We start from the raw sequence: 20,883 nt of genomic DNA on the forward strand, positions 1-20,883 counted from the left end.
GCGCACGCAGACGCTCGCGGCAAGTCTGCGGCGGCATACGGTTAGCGCATGTTTGCCGTCGAAACGGTGCATATGCCGTTCCTTCCCCGGATTGCGATCAGGCGCGATTGGCGAAGTCGCGGACAACCCGCTGCAGCAGCGGCATGTAGTCGCGAAATGCCCGGGTCTTCATGTTGGCGATCTTGCCGGCCTCGTCCCAGATGCGAACCCGCACCGCTTCCTCGTGGAACGGGTTCTTGCGGAACTCGGCCACCTCTTCGGCATTCATCGGCCCGCCTTGCAGCGACAGCGTGTGGACCGAGGCCTGCGACAGCCTGCCGAAATAGGTGGGGTCGGTAGCGCAGAGGTAGCGCTTGGCCGCGACATGCAGCCTGACGCATTCGACGATCACCGGTGGAAAGAACGGCGCCAGCACCTCGCCGCCGGCTTCGTCATGATGCTTGTCCTCGACATCGTCGGGCGAATAGGTGCCGAACTCGCTGGTGTAGTGGCCGATATCGTGCAGCAGTGCTGCCGCCACCAGCACATCGGGCGCGCCGTCCTTTTCGGCGAACCAGGCGCCCTGCAACATGTGCTCCGACATGGTGACGGGTTCGCCGAGATAGGATTCAGCCCCTCGGCGTTCGAAAATATCGGCGATGAATTCGACGATGTTGCTCGCGTTCAAATCCTGGCTGCTCATTCCGCTGCTTCCTTGAATTCGTGTTCGATCGCCGACAGCGTCGACAAAAGGCCATCCTTGTCGGCGTAGCAGCCCTGCAGCCAGCGCTTGCCGGCGCCGGAGAACTGCTTGCGGGCATGCATGACGCGGGTGTTGTCGACGATGAAGGCCTGGCCCGCCTCGAGCTTGAAGGTCACTTCGAAGGACGGATCCTCGATCAGTTCGGCAAACAGGCGATAGGCGGCGTAGTAGGCCTCCATCTCCGCGAACGGCACATCGACGGTCGGCGCCAGCGAGCGGTTGTTGAAGCGGATGGCGATGAGTTCGCCATCCGGCCCGAGCTCGATCATCGGCCGCTTGGCCTGCAATCGCACGCCCGACGAGCCGGCATATTCGAAGCGCGCCGGGTATGAACTCAACAGCCGGAAGCCTTCGGGGTTTTCGGCCTGCAGCGCGGCCGCCACGGCAAAACCATCGACGACGCTGGATTCGCCGCCCTCGACCGTGTTTTCGATACACGACAGGATCTGCAAGGTCGGCACCGGATCACGATAGGGGTTGTCGGTATGCGCCTGCAGGCCAAGATTGGTGTAGGCCAGATTGGTTGGATTGACCTCGGCGCGCACCTCGAACCAGCGGCCGTAATTGGTCTCCCTGATATAGCCGAACAGATCGGACACTTTGCACAGCGCCCCGGATTCGGCCGGCAGATCGTCCATCACCGCGAAGCCGTAGGTCTTCACCGCCGACAGCCATTGCCGCAAGACGGCGCGGTCGCGGCTGGCCGCGACATAGCCGGCGCGCGGCACCGAATTCTGCATAGAGGCCCTGGTCCATCGCACGGTGCCCTCGCCTGTCCAGCCGGGCTGTCGGGCGGCATCGCGGTCATAGGCATTGGCGCTCAGCCATGCCGCAGGAAAGCGCACCGTCTTTCCCTCCGGTTCGAAACTGACTTCAAGCGCATCGCCCTTGATCGCGGCTGCGCCGATCCGCGTTTGCGCCGGAATGTCGAGAATGGTGATCAGCCGCTGGCCGTTGCCGGCGCTGCGCGTCTTGTCGTCGAGCGCATTGTCGCGCAACCACATGGCGTGAAAGCGAGTGCGCGCGCCGTCCTTCCAACCGAGGTCGATCGTTCTTCCTTCGTCGCCGATCAGCGCCTGGGTAAGCATGGAGATCCGTTCCTGTCCGCTGCGCCCCGCAGCCAACTCCGCAGGGTTTCCGGTTGCATCGTGATGATGTCGAAGGCATAACTCAAATTATCATTTTGCGGCCAAAGGCCGTAAACGGTTTATGCCTCAAACAACCCTGCCCTTGCCGCCGCTCGACTGGCTGCGGAGTTTCGAGGCCGCCGCGCGGCTGTCGAATTTCACCGCCGCCGCGGCCGAGCTTGGCCTGACCCAGGCTGCGGTCAGCCAGCACATCCGTTCTCTCGAAGAGCGGTTGAAGCAGCCGCTGTTCATCCGCCTGGCGCGCGGCGTCGAATTGACGCCGGAGGGTGCCGCCTACCTGCCGCATCTGCAATCGGCCTTTGCCGTGATCGCCAACAGCACGCGCGAGTTGTTCGAACCCAAGACCGTCCAGAGCGTGACGATACGCTCGCCGATCTCGTTTGCCGTGCTGATGATCGCGCCGAAGCTGCCGCAAATGGCCAAGGACCTGCCCTTCGTCCAGCTGCAGATCGAGACCATCCACACACCGGCCGATTACGGCGAGCGCTTTGTGGGTCTCGACATCCGATTCGGCATTGGCTCCGGCTCCTTTGCCGGACGGCAGGCCGACCGCCTCACCCGCGAAACCTTAACGCCGATGGCGTCGCCAAATGTCGCCAAGGCCAAGGATTGGACAGGATTGCCGAGACTTACAGTGGTCGGCGCGCGGGAAATGTGGGGCGAGTGGTTCGCCGTCGCCCGGATGAAGCCGGCGCTCGGGCCCACGCACAAATTCGACAGTTTCGTTACCGCGTTGGAGGCGGCGAAGCACGGCGCCGGCATGGTGCTGGGATCGCGACCGTTGGCCGACGCGGCACTGCGCGAAGGATCTCTCGTTACCCTGTCCGGCTTTACGCTGTCGAGCGGTGCCGGCCACTATCTGACCGCACCTTCGGGCGCGCATCTGAGCCCGGCCGAAGAAGCGGTCCGCCGCTGGTTCGCAACGGTCTTCGGCGTCCCGATTTCCCGATAAGCCCCTGAATACGCGGCAAACTATTGGACGACGTGACGCGGCGCATAATTTGTCGCGATACTGCGCCAGGCCGGACGTCAAGCTTCGGCAGGGTTCCGCTCGCTACAGGCGGCCAAGAAAAATCGCGGAGGAAATTCAATGCTCGACAAGGCCCCCAACAAGAAGCTTTCCGACCTGCTCGATCGCTTCGGCGCGGCACTCGCCGCCGGTGACATCGACAAGGCGGTCGCCTGCTTTCAGGAGGATTGTTTTTGGCGCGATCTCGTCAGCTTCACCTGGAACATCAAGACCATGGAAGGCCGTGACCAGGTGCGCGACATGCTGGTGAGCCAGCTGGCCAAAACCAACCCATCGAACTGGGCGATCGCCAGGGGCGAGGACGCCACGGAAAACGATGGCCTGCTCGACGGCTGGATCAGTTTCGAAACGTCTGTGGCGCGCGGCTTCGGCCACATCCGGCTGAAGGACGGCAAGATCTGGACGTTGCTCACCACCATGGTCGAGCTGAAGGGCCATGAGGAGCCGGCCGGTTTCGACCGCCCGCTCGGCGCCAAGCACGGCCATGGCAAGAACCGCCCGACCTGGAAGGAGGAGCGCGAGAAGGAGGCCGCCGAGCTCGGCTTCAAGACGCAGCCCTATACGCTCATCATTGGCGGCGGCCAGGGCGGCATCGCGCTCGGCGCGCGGCTGCGGCAGCTCGGCGTGCCGACCATCATCGTCGAGAAGAACGAACGGGCCGGCGACAGCTGGCGCAAGCGCTACAAATCGCTCTGCCTGCACGATCCGGTCTGGTACGACCATCTGCCCTATATCGACTTTCCCAGGAACTGGCCGGTCTTCGCGCCCAAGGACAAGATCGGCGACTGGCTGGAAATGTACGCCAAGGTAATGGAGCTGAACTACTGGTCGTCGACCGAGGCCATGAGCGCTGTCTATGACGACAGCAAGAAGGAATGGACGGTGGTGGTGCGCCGCGACGGCAAGGACATCACGCTGAAGCCGAAACAATTGGTGCTGGCCACGGGGCAATCCGGCAAGGCCAACATGCCGAACTTCAAGGGCATGGACACATTCAAGGGCGACCAGCATCACTCCTCGAAGCATCCGGGACCCGATGCCTATGTCGGCAGACAAGCTGTCGTCATCGGCTCGAACAACTCCGCCCACGACATTGCAGCAGCCCTTTGGGAGGCCGGCGCCGACGTCACCATGGTGCAGCGCTCGACCACGCACATCGTCAAGTCGGACACGCTGATGGAGATCGGCCTGGGCTCGCTCTATTCGGAAAAGGCGGTTGCGAGCGGCATGACCACAGCCAAGGCCGACCTCGTCTTTGCCTCCCTGCCCTACAGGATCCTGCACGAATTCCAGATCCCGGCCTATGCCGAGATGAAGAAGCGCGACGACAAATTCTACAAGGGCCTGGAGAAGGCCGGCTTCATGCTTGACTGGGGCGATGACGGCTCCGGCCTGTTCATGAAATATCTGCGGCGCGGCTCGGGCTATTACATCGATGTCGGCGCATCCGACCTGATCATCGACGGGTCGATCAAGCTGAAAAGCGGTGTCGACGTGAAGGAGATCAAGGAGCATTCGGTCCTGCTCAGCGATGGATCGGAACTGCCGGCCGATCTCATCGTCTACGCCACCGGCTATGGTTCGATGAACGGCTGGGCGGCCGATTTGATCTCACCAGAGGTCGCAGACAAGGTCGGCAAATGCTGGGGCCTCGGCTCCAACACCACCAAGGACCCAGGCCCCTGGGAAGGCGAGCTCCGCAACATGTGGAAGCCGACGCAACAGGAGGCGCTGTGGTTCCATGGCGGCAATCTGCATCAGTCGCGCCACTATTCGCAGTTCCTGGCGTTGCAGTTGAAGGCCCGCATGGAAGGCATCGCAACGCCGGTCTACGCGCTGCAAGAGGTTCATCACAAGGCTTAGGCAGCGCCGCCGATGCGCTTCCAGTAGATGAGCGTGCCGGTCAGCCCGCCATGGGGCTTCAAGGCAAAGTCCGGTATTTCGCCAGTGAGCGTGAAGCCGAGTTTTTCGTAAAGGCCGGAAGCGCCCTCCTCGGTTGCGGTGTCCAGCACCAGAAGCGTGCGGCCTTTCTCGACGGCGAGCGTTTCTGCCGCCCGCATCAGCCGGCTCGCTATGCCTTTGCCGCGGTGTTCGACGCGGGTCATCAGCTTGGCGATCTCGGCCCGGTGCGGCTGATTATCAGGAAAGTCGAGCAGCACGGTCACGGTGCCGACCAGAACCTCGCCCTTCCATGCACCCAGCACCGCTCTTTCACCTCTCTCTGCTGCCACCAACGAGTTGCCCCAGAAGGCCTCCGCCAATTGCCTTGATAAGGGATGCATGAAGCTGACGGAGCCGCCGGCCGCGACCGTCTCGATCAGGAGGTCGGCCAGCATGTCGCGTGTTTCCGCAGTCAGCGACCTGATTTCGATGGGACTCACCTGCACTTTCCCTTGCTAATCCAGACGCGGGACGCGGCGCCGCTTTCGTCTCGCCTTGATCGCGGCGATGCGATCTGTGTCTTTCGGCTGCAGATGCAGCCCGCGTTCGAGGATTTCGAGCGTGTATTCCTCATAGGTCAGGCCAAGCCGCTCGGCCTTTTCCATGCGCATCAGCATCACGTCACGGCTTGGCGCCTTCCACGCCTTGGCATGCGCTGCCTGCCAGGCCAGGAAGATGTAGGGATCGCCCTTGCCCCATGGTGGGCCCTTGTAATCATCGAGCGGCGGTCCGCCATTGTCGGAGCGCTTGGGACGTCTTGCCACGATTTCAGCCCCTGACCAGCGCGACCAGATAGTCGGCGGGCAGCTGCCCGACGGCATGGAACGTGCAGTCCGACGGCGCGCCGAGCGCCAGGCAGTCGCCGGGCTCGAGCCTGTGCACGACATCGCCCTCGGTGAACTCAAGTCGCCCGGAGATCAGCCACATCTGCTGCTTGATGAAGGCATAGGACGCCGCCGGGAAACTCACACTGGCGCCCGCCGGCAACTGCACCCGGATCAATTCGAGCGGCATGTCGGAGACCGGCGACAGATGCCGCCGGACATAGCCCGTACCGGGGTCGCTCCAGACCGGTTGCTCACTCTCGCGCAGCAGGCCGCCACCTTTCTGCTCGGCGCGTGCAATCAGCGTCGACAGCGTCATGCCGAAAGCAGCGGCGATGCGCACCAGCAGCGCGGCCGTCGGGCTGGTCATGCCGCGCTCGATAGTGCTGAGCATGGCTTTGGAGACGCCGGAGCGGTTCGCCAGGTCGGCCAACGACCAGTCCCGCAAGGCTCTTTCGGCGTGGATTCGTCTGCCTATCGTGGCCGACATGTCATTCGCTATATCAGTCATTCGTCCAATATATAGAATCTTCGGATTGGGGGAAGAGGACGGCCGGTTGAATTTTTGCTGACGTGTTAACCCCTGCTACACCATCCCGCATCACGCCACCTTAACCCCGTCTGTGTAGGATCGAGGCTCCACGGGAATGGGGATCGGATCGTATGTTTGTCGAGCGCGAAGCCTCCGTCGGCGAACCGACCTCGCAGGAGCGCCGCCGCGCAGAGCAGAGCGACAAGCGCATTCTCGGCAACGTCGTGCAGTGCGACGGTGCGCGCGCCACCATCAGCGCCTATGCCGACGACATCGAAGGCGCGGTCACCGGCCTGTGGACCGTCGGCAAGATGATCTCCATCAATCTCGGGACATCGCGCACCGTTGGTCTGGTCTACGAAATCGGCAAGTCGGATCGCGCCTGGAGCAATGAGGGACAAAACCCCATCGAGGTCAGCGTCGAGCTGATCGGCGAAGTGCGCGACGGCGCCGAACCGGGGGCCAAACCGGTGTTCGACCGCGGCATCACCACCTATCCTCATATCGGCGCCATAGCGCACCGCATCCGTACCCGTGATCTGCAGGCGGTCTACGATCTCGCCGGGCGTCATTCGATCACCATCGGTACGCTGTCGCAGGATGAGTCGATCGACGCCAACATCGCTATCGACGACACGCTGGCGCGCCATTTTGCCGTTGTCGGCACAACCGGCGTCGGCAAATCCACCGCCATCTCGCTGCTGCTGCGCAAATCGATCGCCGCCCGGCCCGATCTGCGAATCCTCATTCTCGATCCGCACAATGAATTCGCGGCGTCCCTGCCTGAGTTCTGCGTCCGGGTCGATTCCAAGACGCTTGACCTGCCGTTCTGGATGTTCAGGCTTGAAGAATTCGCCGAAGTGCTGTTTCGCGGCCGAGAGGTCGTGCCGGAAGAAGTCGATGTCCTGCGCGACCTGATCCCCGCCGCCAAGAACCTCTATCGCAATCCGAGTTCAGGCTCTTACGTGCGCCGCGGCAGCGATGCGCTGACCGCCGACACGCCGGTGCCCTACCGCATGGTCGATCTCATCAAGCAGATCGACGAGCGCATGGGCCTCTTGGAAAGCAAGAACGACCGCCCGACGCTGAAATCGCTGAAGACGCGCATCGAGTCCGCCGCGTCCGACCCGCGCTATCGCTTCATGTTCAATTCGCGGCTGATCGAGGACACGATCCACGAGACGATCGGCAATATTTTCCGTGTGCCGCATCATGGCCGCCCGGTGACCTGCTTCGAGATGGCCGGCATGCCGTCCGAAGTGGTCAATTCCGTCTGTTCGGTGCTGGCGCGCCTGGCGTTCGACCTTGCGCTGTGGAGCGAGGGCCGGCTGAAGCTCTTGCTGCTGTGCGAGGAAGCACACCGCTATATGCCGGCCGATCCACGCCTTGGCTTCGCCCCGACAAGGCATGCACTGTCGCGCATCGCCAAGGAAGGCCGCAAATATGGCTGCTATCTCGGCGTCGTCACCCAGCGCCCGGGTGAACTCGATCCGACCATCCTGTCGCAATGCTCGACCTTCTTCGCAATGCGGCTGGCCAACGAGCAGGACCAGGCAATCATCCGCTCGGCGATCGCCGATTCCTCCGCCTCGACGCTGGCCTTCCTGTCCTCCATGGGCCAGCGCGAAGCCATCGCCTTCGGTGAAGGCGTGGCGACGACCATGCGGCTGAAGTTCGAGAAACTGGCGGAGAACCTGATCCCCGGCACCGCCAAGCGAGAGCAGGACGAGTTCTCGCAGGACGGCAACGACGTCGATCTCGCCGCCATCGTCGAGCGGCTGCGCAACGTCCCGAAACCGCAGCAGCAGATGGCCTTCGCCGAAGCAGTGGATTCCGGCCGCCAGGCCGGCGATCCCGATTACCGCAAGCCGGCCACCGCCCAGCGCATCCAGCCCGACGACGATTTCGACCTGCGCTACGGCCTCAAGCCCACAACCTTCGGCATGCGCCCGCAGAACGATTGACCTTCAGCGTAGCGACTTTTTTGCCGGCCAATTGAGAAGCCGCCGGAGCGCCAGGGCTCGGCTTCGTTGGCCCGCTTGGGCAAATCCCGCAAGGGAATTCATCAGGCCGGATTGAATGGCGTGGCTTTCGAGAAGCCGGACCGGAGCGGACATTTAGTCCGTGAGCACCGGAAGTCGAGAAAGCCACGTCAGGCAACCGGCCTCATGAATTCTTCTTCGGGATTTTAGGCGCAGACGCGGTTGCGGCCTTGCCTCTTCGCCTCGTAGAGCTGGCGGTCAGCGCGGCGGTAGAATTCCTCGGCGGTTTCCTTCCGATCCCAGACGGCTAGTCCGACGCTGGTGGTGATCTTGAGGCGGACATTGCCCGACAGCACCGACATGTTGGCAATCGCCTTGCGGATGCGTTCCGCGAACTTGCCCAACAACTCCGCATCCATGTTGGGGGTGACAACGGCGAACTCCTCGCCCCCAAGCCGCGCCACCACATCGTGGTAGCGCGTCATGCCTTTGAGGCAATTGGCGACGGCCCTCAGCACCTCGTCGCCGACATCGTGGCCATGCGTGTCGTTGACCTGCTTGAAGTGGTCGAGGTCGAGGATCATCAGCCCGACGGGCTTTTCGATGCGACGGAATTCCTCGAGATATTCCTTCAGCGCATCGTCGAAGTAGCGCCGGTTCTGCATGCCGGTAAGGCCGTCGGTCAATGCCGCATGCTGCAGCGTTTCCGAGCGGGCGCTGAGCGAAACCGTCATGGCGCGCAGCTTGCCCTCTTCCGTCGCCTGCCTACGGATCAACGGGTAGATGAAGAACACGCCGAAGAACAGCGCTGTCGCCAGCAGCACCCCGGTGACAAACAGCAGCGTGTTGAGATAGGCGATCCTCTCGACCCGGGAAGTCGTATCGTGACCGACCGCGATGAACTGCAATTGACCATAGGCATAAAGCGTCACCAGGCCTGCGGCCAGGATCACGAAAATAAAGACGAAAAATGCGGATTCCGCCTTGTGGAAACGCATCTGCTCCCCGTTGGAAAAGTATCCGCCGGATCTGTGGCATGCCGGCGCCTTACGGACGGTTAATCCAGACAACCGGAGCGGGAATATTCATTCCTACTTCTGTTTCTTTAATTGTATTGGCAGCACGAAAATCAAATCACGGTTTGCAGGCGGTCGCCGGGCTGCAATCTCAGCCATTCCGGTCCCAGCTGATGGCGAAACCACGTCGTTTGCCGTTTGGCATATTGCCGCGTCGCTGCCTTGCAGCGCTCGATGGCCTGGGGAAAGCTGATGTCGCCGGCCATGGCGGCCGAAAGTTCGCGTACGCCGATCGCCTTCATCGCCGGCAGGTCGGGATCGAGGCCAAGCGCCGCAAGCCGTTTGACCTCATCGAGCGCGCCGAGATCGAGCATGCGGTCGAACCTTGTTTCGATCCGCTCGACAAGGGCGGCGCGGTCCGGCTCGATAACGAAGAACCGAGCGCTGTCGCGGTCGATCAGCGGCCGGCCGCGCGCTGCCTGCCATTCTAGGATGGAGCGGCCGGATGCGTCGAGCACCTCCAGCGCCCGCACGATGCGCTGGCCGTCGGTCGGCTTCAGCTGCATGGCGACCGCCGAATCCTCATGCATCAGAATGCGGTGCAGCTTGGCTGCGCCTTGCTCCTTTAACTCGTAGCGCCAGCGGTCGCGTACCTGCTGCGGAATGTCGGGCATTTCCGAAATGCCCTCGGCAAGTGCGCGAAAATAGAGCCCGGTGCCGCCGACGAAAATCACCGGACGTTCAAAGCCGGCGTCATCGGGCTGTCGGGCGAGCGTGCCGTCATCGATCAGCTTCATCACGTCGCGCAGCCAGGCGCCGGTGGAATAGGCGGTGGAGGGATGCACGTGGCCATAGAGATAGTGCGGCGCGCGGGCGAGGTCGGCGGCATTCGGCCGCGCCGTCAGCACATCGAGCACCGAATAGCCCTGCATGGAATCGGTGTTGACGATGACACCGCCCTTGCGCTCGGCGAGATCGAGCGCCAGCGCCGACTTGCCGCTGGCGGTCGGCCCGGCTATCAGGATCGCGTTCTTCACGCGGCCCTCGCCCGCCTGCCCGCCCTCGCCTAGCTGCTTGGAAGTCTCGATGCCGCTCATTGCCACGCTTGTGTCTCACCCCGTCCGCCGCGCGATGTCGGCCTCGCTTGCGAATATGGCCTCACGGTCGGTCGGCGCAAGCGCCGTCCTCTGGCTGGGCGATGGCGTCGCCTGCGATCTGGTGTTGCCCGAGGGGGCAGAAGCCGCTGAGGCAAGTGCGGCCTTGCGCACAGCACTTGGCTCCGAGCCGGTCGACGTGATCGTTCAGCAGGCCGAAAGCCGCCGCAAGACAATCCTGCTTGCCGATATGGATTCAACCATGATCGACCAGGAATGCATCGACGAACTCGCCGACGAGATCGGCGTCAAGGACCGCGTCGCCGCCATCACCGCACGCTCGATGAACGGCGAGATCGCCTTCGAGCCCGCCTTACGGGAACGCGTAGCGTTGCTGAAAGGCCTCGATACGGCCGTCGTCGGCCGCATCATCGCGAGCCGCCTGACGCTGGCGTCGGGCGGCCGCGCCCTGGTGCGGACGATGCGCGCCAATGGCGCCTGGACGGCGCTTGTCTCCGGCGGCTTCGACGTCTTCACCAGCCGTGTCGCCGCCATGCTCGGCTTCCAGGAAAACCGTGCCAACCGCCTGATCGAGGAGAACGGGCGCTTTGCCGGCCTCGTCGCCGAGCCGATCCTCGGCCGCGCCGCCAAGGCCGATGCGATGAACGATATCTCGGCCCGCCTCGGCCTGACGCCATTCGATGCGATTGCGGTCGGCGACGGCGCCAACGACCTCGACATGATCCGCCTGGCCGGCACCGGTGTCGCGCTCCACGCCAAGCCGGCCGTTGCTGCCGAAGCCAAGGTCCGCATCGACCATGGCGATCTCACCGCGCTGCTTTATCTCCAGGGCTACCGCCAGGAAGAGTTCGCCCAATGAAACCGATTCGCACCGAGCGCCTCATCCTGCGCAACTGGGAAGACCGCGATCGCGAACTCTTCCACCGCATCAATTCGGACGAGCGGGTGATGGAATTCTTTCCGTTCCGCCGCGACCGCGCCGAGACGGATGCCAAGATGGACGAGTTTCGGGGCTGGATCGCAGAGGACGGCTTTGGTTTTGCCGCCGCCGAGATCGCCGCGACTGGGGAATGCATCGGCTTCGTCGGTCTCTTAAAGACCGATCACGTGCCGTCCCTGCCTTCCGATACGATCGAGATCGGCTGGCGGTTGGCGCCGGAATTCTGGCGCAAGGGCTATGTCACGGAGGCCTCCGAAGCCTGGCTCGCCTTTGGCTTCGAAACGCTTGACCGCGACGAGATCGTCTCCTTCGCCGTCGCGGCCAACCGCCGCTCGACGGCCGTCATGGAGCGTCTTGGCATGAGCCCTGACCCGGCTCGCGATTTCGACCACCCCTCCATCCCTGACAGCCACCCGCACCTCAAGCGGCATGTCCTCTACAAACTGTCGCGCACGGACTGGCAGGCACGAAAAAGGGCGGCTCGCTAGCCGCCCTTTCCCTGAAGACAATCGGTTATGGGGCTTTCCGGACTCAATCCATCCGGATCGTCACGAAGCGCAACTCGCCTGTCTTGGACGCCAGCATCAAGAGCGCATTCTTGCGGCCCTGCTCCTTCAGCGCGCCGATCCGGTCCATCACGTCCTTCGGGGTCGCGACCGATTCCTGGGCGATTTCGGTGATCACCTCGCCGGCCTGGATGCCGCGCTCGGCGGCGGCCGAATCCTTGGTGACGTCGGTGATGACGACGCCGGAGACGTCGGCCGCGATGCCGAATTTTTTCCGTGTGTCGTCATTGAGCTCGCCGACGGTCATGCCGAGCACCGAGGCCGTGGAGACCGCGGGCGCCTTGTCGCCGCCCTTGTCCTCATCGGTAGTGCCGTCCTCACCGGCAGCGACCTTCTCGCCGTCCTCAAGCCGGCCGAGCGTCACCTTCACCGTCTGCTCGACGCCCTTGCGCACGATGATCACGTCGACCGCCTTGCCGACCGGGCTTTCCGCCACGACGCGCGGCAGGTCGCGCATTTCATGGATGTCCTTGCCATCGAACTTGATGATGACGTCGCCGGCGAGAATTGTGCCGTTGTCGACCGGTCCGCCCTTGATGACGCCGGCCACCAGCGCGCCCTTGGCGGTCGCCATGCCGAGGCTCTCGGCGATGTCGTCGGTCACCGGCTGGATGCGCACGCCGAGCCAGCCGCGACGGGTCTCGCCGAACTGGCGCAGCTGGTCGACGACGCCCGAGGCAAGCTGCGAGGGGATGGAGAAGCCGATGCCGATCGAGCCGCCCGACGGCGAGATTATCGCCGTGTTGATACCGATGACCTCGCCCAGGCTGTTGAACAGCGGCCCGCCGGAATTGCCGCGGTTGATGGCGGCGTCGGTCTGGATGAAGTCGTCATAGGGGCCGGAATTGATGTCGCGGTTGCGGGCCGAGACGATGCCGACCGTCACCGTGCCGCCAAGGCCGAACGGATTGCCGATCGCCATCACCCAGTCGCCGACGCGCATCTTGTTGGAATCGCCGAATTTCACCGCCGTCAGCTTGTGGCCCTTCGGGTCGACCTTGAGCACCGCCACGTCGGTCTTGGTGTCGGTGCCGACCAGCGTCGCCTTCAGCGTCACGCCGTCGGAGAAATTCACCTCGATGTCGTCTGCATCGGCGATGACGTGGTTGTTGGTGACGACAATGCCTTGCTCGGCGTCGACCACGAAGCCGGAGCCCAGCGACTGTACCTTTTGCGCGCCGCCATCCTTGTCGCCGCCACGGTTCTTGAAGAAGTCGTCGAAGAAATCCTGGAACGGCGAACCCTCGGGCAGCTGCGGCATCGGCACCGCGCCCGGACCTTCCGTGCCCTTCACGGTCTGCGAGGTCGAGATGTTGACCACCGCACCGAGCAGGCCTTCGGCGAGGTCGGCAACCGAAGCCGGTCCGTCCGCGGCCATCGTCGGCGTCACGAAAGCTGGAACGGCAAGCGCGCCGACCAGAAGTGCCGCAGCACCTGCGATGAACGTCCGCCGCGCCGCGCGCAGAAGGGTGTTGGATGTCATCGAAAGCCTCCCGGATTGCTGAAAAGAAAAGCGCTTCGGCAAAACGCCGCGTCGCGTCATGTTGGCAAGAAATACGGCACGTTTGCGGCTATGGCCACATCAGGAGGATAAATCCTCCGTTACACCTTAGAACGGTTCGCCGTTTCGCGGAAACGGCGAACCGTTCGATCCCTTTGCTTTTACGCAATTCCGGACGGAAAACCGCTCACACTTTCCTGGAATTGCAGATCAGCGGTCCTCAGCCACGCACCAACCAGACGATGCCGACGCCGATGGCGATCGCCACTAGCCCGACGATGCGCAGCGCAATTTCCGGCGTCGACAGCACTTCGCCGGCAAGACGTTTGGCAAGGCCGGGAAAGCCGCCATAGACCAGACCCTCGACGACGAGGACCAGGCCTATGGCCGCAAGGAAATCCTGCACCGCCCTACTGGGCGGGTGCAGGTTGTGCAGCCGGCGCGGCAGGTGCCGTCGCCGGCGCGGCAGGTGCCGTCGCCGGAGCCGCAGGTGTCGCCGGCTTCGCGTCCGTACCGTCCGGATTGCGGAAGAAGCGGAAGAACTCCGAGTTCGGCGAAAGCACCATCGTCGTCCCGGAGTTGTCCAGCGCCGTGCCATAGGCATTCATCGACCGGTAGAAGTCGAAGAACGCCGGATCGCGTTTGTAGGCGTCGGCAAAGGTCGCACTGCGCTGGGCTTCACCTTCACCACGCAGGATTTCCGATTCCTTGCGCGCCTCGGCGACGATTTCCACCACTTCGCGGTCGGCGCGGGCGGTGATGCGCTGCGCGGCCTCCTTGCCGCGCGCTCTCAGCCGTTCGGCCTCGGCCAAACGTTCGGCCTTCATGCGGTCGAAGGTCTGCTGCGAAACCTCAGCCGTCAGATCGGTTCGGCGGATGCGCACATCCTCGATCTGCAGGCCGAGCGAGGTGGCGTCGGGCCGCAGCTGATCGCGCACTTCGCGCATCATCACGGCCCGCTCTTCCGAGAGCGCCGCCTCGAAGTCGCGCAGACCGTAGACACGGCGCAGCGCCGCATCGAGACGCGTCCTCAGTCGTGCTTCGGCCAGTGTGATCTGACCGGACACCGCGGAGCGGAACACCCGCGGATCCGAGATGCGGTACGCGATGAAAGCGTCGACCTCATAGAACTTGCCGCCCGAAACCTGGACGCGGATGTTATCGAGATCGAAGCGCAGCACCCTGTTTTCGATCAATTGCACGCTGTCGGCGTCGAAGAAGGCGAAAGGCGCCTTGAAATAGATGCCGGGTTCATTCTTCACGTCGACGATCTCGCCGAACCGCAGCACGAGCGCCTGCTGGCGCGCGTTGACCACGAAGACCGAGGAGTAGAGCAGGAACAGAAGCACGGCCGCGATGACCGCGATGATGGGAAGACGATTGGCCATCACTGGGCTCCTCCCGTGGTCGCAGGCGGCGGCGCCTTCGGCTGCAGTGCCGGCAGCGGCAGATAGGGAACGACCCCTTGCCCATTGCCCTGTTCGACGATGACCTTGTTGGAATCCTTCAGCACCTTCTCCATCGTTTCCAGATAAAGCCGCCGGCGCGTCACGTCGGGCGCCTTGGCGTATTCGTCATAGACCGAGATGAAGCGCTGCGCCTCACCTTCGGCTTCCTGGACGACACGGTTCTTGTAGGCTGCCGCGTCCTCGCGGATCTGCGCCGCGGCGCCACGCGCCTGGCCAAGCTTCTGGTTGGAATACTGGTTGGCCTGCTCGACGAACTTGTCTTCGTCCTGCTCGGCGCGCTGCACTTCGTCGAACGCGTCGGCCACTTCACGCGGCGGCGCCGCGTCCTCGATCGAAACCGCGTTGACATTCAGGCCGGCCTTGTAGCCGTCCAGCGTCGTCTGGATGATTTCACGCACCGACGCGGCGATGCCCTGACGGTCGTCGCGGAAGATGTCCTGGGCCGGTCGCCGGCCGACCGCTTCGCGCATGGCGCTCTCTGCGACCTGCTGCAGCATGCCTTCGGGATCGGAGACGTCGAACAGATAGGCCCGGGGATCGGAGACCTGATAGGCCACCGAAAACTGCACGTTGACGATGTTCTGGTCGCCGGTAAGCATCAGCCCCGACGAGTTGCCGCTCGTCGCGCCGCCACCACCGATATCGACGAGTTGTTCGGCGATGTTGGCCGTCTCGACGGTTTCGACCGGCCACCAATGGAAATGCAGACCCGGCTGCGACAGCTCCGCCTTCGGCTTGCCGAAGCGCAGCTCGACCGCAACCTCGTCCGGCTGCACGGTGTAGACCGCCTTGAACGCCCACAGCACGATCAGAGCCGCTGCGATCAGCGCAAAGACGGCCGGGCTGGCGCCGCCGCCACCGGGCAGCGCGCGCCGCAGCCGGTCCTGGCCGCGGCGGATGATGTCTTCGAGATCGGGAGGTGACCCCGGCGGGCCGCTAGGCCCCTTCGGTCCCTGCCCCCAGGGTCCCTGATTGTTGCCGCCGCCGCCCCATGGGCCGCCGCCGCCGCTCTTGTCGTTCCAGGGCATGAATGTCCTTTCGCTTGGGATTCCCTCAGCGCCGACGTTGCGGCGCAAAATCCAGTTGTTCTTCTATAGGGACGCAGCGATGCGCTTTCAACGCGATCCGCTGCCGAGCATGTCCGTTTTGGACGTTCGCGACCCTTTTATCGTCTCAATGCACGCCGCGGCGTCGCTCGTAAACCGAATAGCGCGTCGCATGGCTGTCCTTTTCACCGGCCGGAACGTCCTGAGCGCTGACAAGGCGCCACAAATCCGGATCGATGTCGGGAAAATGCGCGTCGCCATCGACCGCCGCCAGCACATGGGTGACGTGCAGCCGGTCTGCCAGCGGCAGCGCCTGCGCATAGATCTCGCCGCCGCCGATGATGCAGATTTCGTCGACGCCGGCCATGCAACGCCCGCGCACCGTGGCCAGCTGGATCGCTGCCTCCAGCGAGTGCGCCACCTCTATGCCCTCGGCGCGCCAGGCCTTGTCGCGGGTCACCACGATGTTTAATCGGCCCGGCAGCGGCCGGCCGATGCCTTCATAAGTCTTGCGGCCCATGATGACGGGCTTGCCCATCGTATCGGCCTTGAAGCGCTTGAGATCGGTGGACAGCCGCCACGGTAAGCCGCCGTCGCGCCCGATGACGCCGTTCTGCGCAATGGCGACATAGATCGCGACGTCCATCAGTTGGCTCCCCCGGCGCCGTCATCCGACGGCTCCAAAAGCAATATGTCGATGTTGTGCTCGGGATAGAGATCCTGCGCCGCCGTCTCGAAGGTCGTCGGCCCGACCTTCTTGACATTGTCGCCGCAAAACGAGATCAGCGCTTTCGGATTTCCCTTGTCGACGGTTAGCTTGAACTTGCCGATGCTGCCATTGGCCCAGTTGCCGCCGGTGGTCAGGATATAAGCGATACGGTTCTCGTAAAACTTGGGATAACCGTCCGGATCGTCCTTGGCCGCCTTGCGCACCGCATCCTCGAACGCGTCGTCCATGCAGAACCGGGTCTTGTAGCTTGTATATTGGCTGCCCTCGGAGAACTTGCCGTCATAGAAGAAACTGACCGATGACGTGCCGCCGACGCTCGGTTTGTAGCGGTGCGAGACATGGACATCCTTGTTGGCCGGAAATGTCGAGCGCCACCAATAGGTCGAGCGCAACTGCCACCACGGCGTATAGACCTTGTTCGCCTCGGTACCGTCGCCGCCCGTATCGTCGATGATGATGCCGCGGTTTTCCCAATCCTCGGCAACCGTTTTCGGCAGCTTCGCCAGGGCCGCCTTGGCCGCATCGCCGAACGGATTGAACGGCACGTTCTGCGCCTTCAGATCGGCGCCGATATCGATGCCGACAGCGAACACTTTCTGCTCGAGCTGCGGCTTTGCCGGCGCTCCGTCGATCGTCACCTCGAAGCCAAGGAAATTGTCGCTCTGGTTTTCCGGGATGGCCGGCATTTCCTCCGGATTGCCTTCGATGTCCGGCAGCGGAAAAGCGACGATGGCATTTACATCCTTGTCGGTGTTGTTGTGGAAGACGTAGTCGACCGTGATCTTTTCCGGCGAGATATAGAGATCCTCGCTTTGCATCGACACCGCGTCGCTACGCGACAGGATCAGGCCACCTGTGCCGAGTTCGGCGGTCGTATCATTGGCCAGCGCGGGCACGGCAAAAAGCGCCAGCGCTACGGACAGAACATATTGCAACATCGAAGCCCCTCGCCAAGAATGCCGCGACCCTAGCCGTTTCAATGTGGCGTTTCAAAGCCTTCCGTCTCCCAGCAGGACGCCACAGTGTCTGGACACGCCAATCGGCGGTCTGGACTAACAGGTTTCGATCGGGCAGGAGTTCGCGTCATGCGCAAGCTTCTCGTCATCGGCATCGGCGCCGGCAATCCCGACCATATGACCGTGCAGGCCATATCAGGCCTAAACCGGGCGGACGTCCTGTTTATCCCCGACAAGGGGGCGAAGAAGAACGACCTTGCCGAATTGCGCCGCCATATCTGCGACCGTTTCGTCAGCAATCCGAAATCGCGCCGCGTCGAGTTCGACGTGCCGGTGCGCGCCGAGCCGGCGCCTTCCTATCGCTCGACCGTCGATGACTGGCACGAGGCCATCGCCCAGATCTATGAGAGCCTAGTCCGCGACGAACTTGCCGAGGACGGCTGCGGCGCCTTCCTGATCTGGGGCGACCCCTCGCTCTATGACGGCGCGCTGCGCATCCTCGCGCGCGTACGACTGAGGGGCAATGTCGCATTCGAACTGGAGGTCATTCCCGGCATCACCGCCGTCCAGGCGCTAGCCGCCGGCCACAAGATGGCGCTGAACCGCATCGGCGACCCCGTGCTGATCACCACCGGCCGCCGCCTCGCCGAACAAGGCATGCCGCACAATGCCGGCAGCGCCGTGGTCATGCTCGACGGCAAATGCGCCTTCAACACGCTGGCAGACAAGGATCTGATCATCCATTGGGGCGCCTATCTCGGCACACCGGACGAGATCATCGTTTCCGGTCGCCTGGGTGATGTCGGCGAGGAGATTGAGAGGACGAGAGAAGAAGCCCGGAAAAGAAAGGGCTGGATCATGGACACCTATCTGCTGCGTAAAGCAGGAGAGCCCGAGGAATAGCGCGCTCAAAGGTCGAGTTCCTTCGCGCCCCCCTCTGTCCTGCCGGACATCTCCCCCTCTAGTGGGGAGATTGGCCGTCACGGAGGATTTCGCCAATCGCCTAACAGATTAGCGCCCGTCTACGGGCTAGCTGATCTCCCCCCTTGCGGGGGAGATATCCGGCAGGACAGAGGGGGGTGTGACGGATCGCAAGCTTCAACCCTCACCCAGCATCGATCTCCGCCTGCAAGGCGTCCATATGCGTGGCCGCCGCTGCCGCCGCAGCGCGCTCGATAGCGCGAAAACGGCTGACAACTGCAAGGCCAACTGAGGTCAGCTGTGCGCCGCCGCCCTTTTTGCCGCCGGTCTGCGCCGCGACCAGTGGCTTGCCGAACACACGGTTCATATCTTCCACCAGATCCCAGGCGTGCTTGTAGGACATCTCCATGCCGCGTGCCGCAGCCGAGATCGAGCCGAAAGTGGCGATCTGCTCCAGCAATTCGATCTTGCCCGGACCTATGCGCCCGTCCGGATCGAGATTTATCCGCAGGCTCAGCGACGGCATCTCTTGTCCTCCACAGTCACACTAGCCCCTCTCGACCCATAGCGCTATTCCAAAACGATATAGCGGCTATCAGCCATCCGCTTCGGCCGGCAGCCCGGCGCCGGTGTTGGCACGGTCGAAACTGACCGTCTTGATCACCGCGAACACCTTGCCGCCGAGTTGAAGGTTCAGTACCTGCCTGGATTGTTCGGTGATGCGCGCAAGCACGGTTGCGCCATTGCAGTCGATGCCGATTTCGACCGTCGGCCCCTCGCCCGAGCCGATTGCGACGATGGCGCCCGGCAGGATGTTGAGCGCACTGAGACCTTTCGGCTGTTCGGTGGCGATCATCACGTCGCGGGCGCGGATTCGGATGCGCACAGGCGCGCCGACCGAGACCGCCAATTGCGGCACCCGGATTTCCCCCGCCGCCGAGCCGAGCACGGTCATCCCGAAGATCTCGTCATGGCGCAGCACCTTGGTGTCGAGAACCGCGCCGCCCTCGCCGCGTTCCTCCGCCGGCAGCAATTCGAGCCGTTGCATGATCGCGCCGGTCGGGCCTGAGGCAGCGACCTTGCCTTGCGCCATCACCACCACGTCGCTGGCCAGCCGCGCCACCTCGGCGACGGAGTGGCTGACATATACGATGGGCAGCTTGGTCTCGTCGCGCAGCCGCTCGATATAGGGCAGGATCTCGGCTTTGCGCGCATCGTCGAGCGAGGCCAGCGGCTCGTCCATCAACAGCAGTTTCGGGCTGGCAAGCAGCGCCCGGCCGATCGCCACGCGCTGCTTCTCGCCGCCCGAGAGCTTTGCCGGTCGCCGGTCGAGCAGAGGACCGATGCCGAGCAGTTCGACGACCGCGTCGACATCCGCATAGCGCTCCGCCGGTGGCGTGAACCAGCGGCCATAGCGCAGATTGCCGGCCACGCTCATATGCGGAAACAGCCGCGCGTCCTGGAACACCATGCCGATCCGGCGCTTGTGCTTCGGCACGAAAATGCCGGCATCGGTGTCGACCAGCACACAGCCGTCGACCGCGATACGGCCCTTGGTCGGCCGGATCAGGCCGGCGATCACGTTGATCAGCGTCGTCTTGCCGGAGCCCGATGGCCCGAACAGCGCCGTCAGCCGCCCGGCGCTTTCGAAACGCGCGTCGACGGCGAAACCGCCGAGCCGATGGCTGATGTCCACCAGCACGCTCATTCGATGTCCATCCGCCGGCCGACGCGCCGCGCCAGCACTTCCGAGGCGACCAATGCGGCCATCGAGATGACGATGGAGATCAGCGTCAGCCTGAGCGCCCCGTCATCGCCGCCAGGCACCTGCGTGAAGGTGTAGATCGCCGAAGGCAGCGTCTGCGTCTCGTTGGGAATGTTGGAGACGAAGGTGATGGTGGCGCCGAACTCGCCCATCGCCTTGGCGAAGGACAGGATCGAGCCGGCGATCAGCCCGGGCAGGATCAGCGGCAGCGTGATGGTGGCGAAGACCCAAATCGGGTTGGCGCCGAGCGTTCCCGCCGCTGCCTCCATTTTGCGGTCGACCGCCTCGATCGACAGCCGGATCGCCCGCACCATCAGGGGAAAGCCCATGATACCGCAGGCCAGTGCGGCGCCGGTCCAGCGAAACGAGAAGACGATGCCGAAATGCTCGGCCAGGAACGCTCCCGCCGGCCCGCGCCGGCCGAAGGTAAGCAGCAAGAGATAACCTGTCACCACCGGCGGCAGGATCAACGGCAGGTGAACCACACCGTTGAGCAGCGTCTTGCCCCAGAATTTTCCGCGGGCCAGCAAAAGCGCCATCAAGATGCCCGGCGGCAGGCTGAACAGCATCGCCACCGTCGCCACCTTGATCGACAGCCGGACCGCATTCCATTCGTCGGGAGTGAGGTCCAGCAGCCAGTTCATGCGTCAGCCGCTACC

At 63.5% G+C, this 20,883-nt stretch carries 22 protein-coding genes; 6 read left to right on the forward strand and 16 right to left on the reverse strand.

Annotated elements, in window-relative coordinates; translation table 11 throughout:
• Positions 1-97 precede the first annotated feature (97 nt).
• Entirely contained in the window at positions 98-682 is a 585-nt protein-coding gene (tmpB, locus tag NLY37_RS12630) for a (R)-1-hydroxy-2-trimethylaminoethylphosphonate oxygenase (RefSeq protein WP_023707734.1), read from the reverse strand.
• Positions 679-1,830, reverse strand: coding sequence for a 2-trimethylaminoethylphosphonate dioxygenase (gene tmpA / locus NLY37_RS12635; RefSeq protein WP_023741663.1), 1,152 nt, complete (start codon positions 1,828-1,830; stop codon positions 679-681). The genes tmpB and tmpA overlap by 4 nt, the downstream gene beginning before the upstream one ends.
• Positions 1,831-1,951: 121 nt before the next feature.
• On the opposite strand from tmpA, the gene NLY37_RS12640 reads away from it, so the two are divergent.
• A complete protein-coding gene (locus tag NLY37_RS12640; RefSeq protein ID WP_023682083.1) occupies positions 1,952-2,842 on the forward strand; it encodes a LysR family transcriptional regulator in 891 nt (296 codons plus the stop codon).
• A gap of 138 nt (positions 2,843-2,980) precedes the next feature.
• Positions 2,981-4,783, forward strand: a complete 1,803-nt coding sequence (locus NLY37_RS12645; protein ID WP_023741664.1) for an NAD(P)/FAD-dependent oxidoreductase — start codon at positions 2,981-2,983, stop codon at positions 4,781-4,783.
• On the opposite strand, the gene NLY37_RS12650 is transcribed toward NLY37_RS12645, so the two are convergent.
• From NLY37_RS12650 to NLY37_RS12660, 3 genes are read right to left on the reverse strand one after another with little or no spacing between them, the layout of a single operon-like run.
• Positions 4,780-5,301, reverse strand: coding sequence for a GNAT family N-acetyltransferase (locus NLY37_RS12650; protein ID WP_023741665.1), 522 nt, complete (start codon positions 5,299-5,301; stop codon positions 4,780-4,782). The two genes, NLY37_RS12645 and NLY37_RS12650, sit on opposite strands and share 4 nt — an antisense overlap.
• Before the next feature lie 15 nt (positions 5,302-5,316).
• Complete coding sequence (locus NLY37_RS12655) at positions 5,317-5,625, reverse strand: hypothetical protein (RefSeq protein ID WP_023741666.1); 309 nt, start codon at positions 5,623-5,625, stop codon at positions 5,317-5,319.
• 4 nt (positions 5,626-5,629) lie between these two features.
• Complete coding sequence (locus tag NLY37_RS12660; protein WP_023741667.1) at positions 5,630-6,196, reverse strand: helix-turn-helix domain-containing protein; 567 nt, start codon at positions 6,194-6,196, stop codon at positions 5,630-5,632.
• Positions 6,197-6,348: 152 nt separating this feature from the next.
• On the opposite strand from NLY37_RS12660, the gene NLY37_RS12665 reads away from it, so the two are divergent.
• The gene (locus NLY37_RS12665; protein WP_023741668.1) at positions 6,349-8,181 is read left to right on the forward strand and encodes an ATP-binding protein; all 1,833 of its coding nucleotides are present in this window, start codon (positions 6,349-6,351) and stop codon (positions 8,179-8,181) included.
• Positions 8,182-8,405: 224 nt separating this feature from the next.
• Here the strand turns inward: NLY37_RS12665 and NLY37_RS12670 are convergent, their stop codons facing one another.
• On the reverse strand, positions 8,406-9,197 hold the full coding sequence (locus NLY37_RS12670; RefSeq protein ID WP_023668337.1) for a GGDEF domain-containing protein: 792 nt from the start codon (positions 9,195-9,197) through the stop codon (positions 8,406-8,408).
• A 131-nt stretch (positions 9,198-9,328) separates the two neighbouring features.
• Positions 9,329-10,312 (reverse strand): tRNA (adenosine(37)-N6)-dimethylallyltransferase MiaA, encoded by a 984-nt coding sequence (miaA, locus tag NLY37_RS12675; protein WP_023741669.1) that lies wholly within the window; start codon positions 10,310-10,312, stop codon positions 9,329-9,331.
• On the opposite strand from miaA, the gene serB reads away from it, so the two are divergent.
• Positions 10,302-11,189, forward strand: a complete 888-nt coding sequence (gene serB, locus NLY37_RS12680) for a phosphoserine phosphatase SerB (protein WP_023741670.1) — start codon at positions 10,302-10,304, stop codon at positions 11,187-11,189. The two genes, miaA and serB, sit on opposite strands and share 11 nt — an antisense overlap.
• Positions 11,186-11,758, forward strand: coding sequence for a GNAT family N-acetyltransferase (locus tag NLY37_RS12685; RefSeq protein WP_023741671.1), 573 nt, complete (start codon positions 11,186-11,188; stop codon positions 11,756-11,758). Before serB ends, NLY37_RS12685 begins: the two co-directional genes overlap by 4 nt.
• A gap of 43 nt (positions 11,759-11,801) precedes the next feature.
• On the opposite strand, the gene NLY37_RS12690 is transcribed toward NLY37_RS12685, so the two are convergent.
• The 6 genes from NLY37_RS12690 to NLY37_RS12715 all read right to left on the reverse strand — a co-directional run bounded on the left by NLY37_RS12690 (position 11,802) and on the right by NLY37_RS12715 (position 17,520).
• Entirely contained in the window at positions 11,802-13,319 is a 1,518-nt protein-coding gene (locus tag NLY37_RS12690; protein ID WP_023668334.1) for a DegQ family serine endoprotease, read from the reverse strand.
• Positions 13,320-13,557: 238 nt separating this feature from the next.
• Positions 13,558-13,743, reverse strand: a complete 186-nt coding sequence (locus NLY37_RS12695; RefSeq protein WP_023668333.1) for a DUF2065 domain-containing protein — start codon at positions 13,741-13,743, stop codon at positions 13,558-13,560.
• Between the two features lie 4 nt (positions 13,744-13,747).
• Positions 13,748-14,725, reverse strand: a complete 978-nt coding sequence (gene hflC / locus NLY37_RS12700; RefSeq protein ID WP_023668332.1) for a protease modulator HflC — start codon at positions 14,723-14,725, stop codon at positions 13,748-13,750.
• A complete protein-coding gene (hflK, locus tag NLY37_RS12705) occupies positions 14,725-15,834 on the reverse strand; it encodes an FtsH protease activity modulator HflK (protein WP_023682090.1) in 1,110 nt (369 codons plus the stop codon). The genes hflC and hflK overlap by 1 nt, the downstream gene beginning before the upstream one ends.
• Before the next feature lie 145 nt (positions 15,835-15,979).
• Positions 15,980-16,498, reverse strand: coding sequence for a dihydrofolate reductase (locus NLY37_RS12710; RefSeq protein ID WP_023667408.1), 519 nt, complete (start codon positions 16,496-16,498; stop codon positions 15,980-15,982).
• On the reverse strand, positions 16,498-17,520 hold the full coding sequence (locus tag NLY37_RS12715; RefSeq protein WP_023741672.1) for a DUF4424 domain-containing protein: 1,023 nt from the start codon (positions 17,518-17,520) through the stop codon (positions 16,498-16,500). Before NLY37_RS12715 ends, NLY37_RS12710 begins: the two co-directional genes overlap by 1 nt.
• A gap of 147 nt (positions 17,521-17,667) precedes the next feature.
• Here NLY37_RS12715 and cobF point away from each other — a divergent pair, with 147 nt between their 5' ends.
• Complete coding sequence (gene cobF / locus NLY37_RS12720; RefSeq protein ID WP_023741673.1) at positions 17,668-18,441, forward strand: precorrin-6A synthase (deacetylating); 774 nt, start codon at positions 17,668-17,670, stop codon at positions 18,439-18,441.
• A 202-nt stretch (positions 18,442-18,643) separates the two neighbouring features.
• Here cobF and NLY37_RS12725 read toward each other — a convergent pair whose 3' ends face one another.
• From NLY37_RS12725 to modB, 3 genes are all read right to left on the reverse strand, one after another.
• Positions 18,644-18,985: a winged helix-turn-helix domain-containing protein gene (locus NLY37_RS12725; RefSeq protein ID WP_023667411.1), complete on the reverse strand. Its 342-nt coding sequence runs from the start codon at positions 18,983-18,985 to the stop codon at positions 18,644-18,646.
• Between the two features lie 69 nt (positions 18,986-19,054).
• Positions 19,055-20,167, reverse strand: a complete 1,113-nt coding sequence (gene modC, locus NLY37_RS12730; protein WP_023741674.1) for a molybdenum ABC transporter ATP-binding protein — start codon at positions 20,165-20,167, stop codon at positions 19,055-19,057.
• On the reverse strand, positions 20,164-20,868 hold the full coding sequence (gene modB / locus NLY37_RS12735; RefSeq protein WP_023667413.1) for a molybdate ABC transporter permease subunit: 705 nt from the start codon (positions 20,866-20,868) through the stop codon (positions 20,164-20,166). The genes modC and modB overlap by 4 nt, the downstream gene beginning before the upstream one ends.
• Between the last annotated feature and the right edge of the window lie 15 nt (positions 20,869-20,883).

Origin of the sequence: Mesorhizobium sp. C395A (genome assembly GCF_030323205.1) — a bacterium.
GTDB lineage: Bacteria > Pseudomonadota > Alphaproteobacteria > Rhizobiales > Rhizobiaceae > Mesorhizobium.

What these genes read in the sequence shown, in the direction of transcription:
- NLY37_RS12715 (WP_023741672.1), bottom strand. Translation starts at nt 17,520, where the DNA reads ATGTTGCAATATGTTCTGTCCGTAGCGCTGGCGCTTTTTGCCGTGCCC.
- NLY37_RS12710 (WP_023667408.1), bottom strand. Translation starts at nt 16,498, where the DNA reads ATGGACGTCGCGATCTATGTCGCCATTGCGCAGAACGGCGTCATCGGG.
- NLY37_RS12685 (WP_023741671.1), top strand. Translation starts at nt 11,186, where the DNA reads ATGAAACCGATTCGCACCGAGCGCCTCATCCTGCGCAACTGGGAAGAC.
- NLY37_RS12670 (WP_023668337.1), bottom strand. Translation starts at nt 9,197, where the DNA reads ATGCGTTTCCACAAGGCGGAATCCGCATTTTTCGTCTTTATTTTCGTG.
- serB (WP_023741670.1), top strand. Translation starts at nt 10,302, where the DNA reads ATGCCGCTCATTGCCACGCTTGTGTCTCACCCCGTCCGCCGCGCGATG.
- modB (WP_023667413.1), bottom strand. Translation starts at nt 20,868, where the DNA reads ATGAACTGGCTGCTGGACCTCACTCCCGACGAATGGAATGCGGTCCGG.
- NLY37_RS12725 (WP_023667411.1), bottom strand. Translation starts at nt 18,985, where the DNA reads ATGCCGTCGCTGAGCCTGCGGATAAATCTCGATCCGGACGGGCGCATA.
- NLY37_RS12665 (WP_023741668.1), top strand. Translation starts at nt 6,349, where the DNA reads ATGTTTGTCGAGCGCGAAGCCTCCGTCGGCGAACCGACCTCGCAGGAG.
- hflK (WP_023682090.1), bottom strand. Translation starts at nt 15,834, where the DNA reads ATGCCCTGGAACGACAAGAGCGGCGGCGGCGGCCCATGGGGCGGCGGC.
- cobF (WP_023741673.1), top strand. Translation starts at nt 17,668, where the DNA reads ATGCGCAAGCTTCTCGTCATCGGCATCGGCGCCGGCAATCCCGACCAT.
- miaA (WP_023741669.1), bottom strand. Translation starts at nt 10,312, where the DNA reads ATGAGCGGCATCGAGACTTCCAAGCAGCTAGGCGAGGGCGGGCAGGCG.
- modC (WP_023741674.1), bottom strand. Translation starts at nt 20,167, where the DNA reads ATGAGCGTGCTGGTGGACATCAGCCATCGGCTCGGCGGTTTCGCCGTC.
- tmpA (WP_023741663.1), bottom strand. Translation starts at nt 1,830, where the DNA reads ATGCTTACCCAGGCGCTGATCGGCGACGAAGGAAGAACGATCGACCTC.
- NLY37_RS12690 (WP_023668334.1), bottom strand. Translation starts at nt 13,319, where the DNA reads ATGACATCCAACACCCTTCTGCGCGCGGCGCGGCGGACGTTCATCGCA.
- NLY37_RS12640 (WP_023682083.1), top strand. Translation starts at nt 1,952, where the DNA reads ATGCCTCAAACAACCCTGCCCTTGCCGCCGCTCGACTGGCTGCGGAGT.
- NLY37_RS12660 (WP_023741667.1), bottom strand. Translation starts at nt 6,196, where the DNA reads ATGACTGATATAGCGAATGACATGTCGGCCACGATAGGCAGACGAATC.
- tmpB (WP_023707734.1), bottom strand. Translation starts at nt 682, where the DNA reads ATGAGCAGCCAGGATTTGAACGCGAGCAACATCGTCGAATTCATCGCC.
- hflC (WP_023668332.1), bottom strand. Translation starts at nt 14,725, where the DNA reads ATGGCCAATCGTCTTCCCATCATCGCGGTCATCGCGGCCGTGCTTCTG.
- NLY37_RS12645 (WP_023741664.1), top strand. Translation starts at nt 2,981, where the DNA reads ATGCTCGACAAGGCCCCCAACAAGAAGCTTTCCGACCTGCTCGATCGC.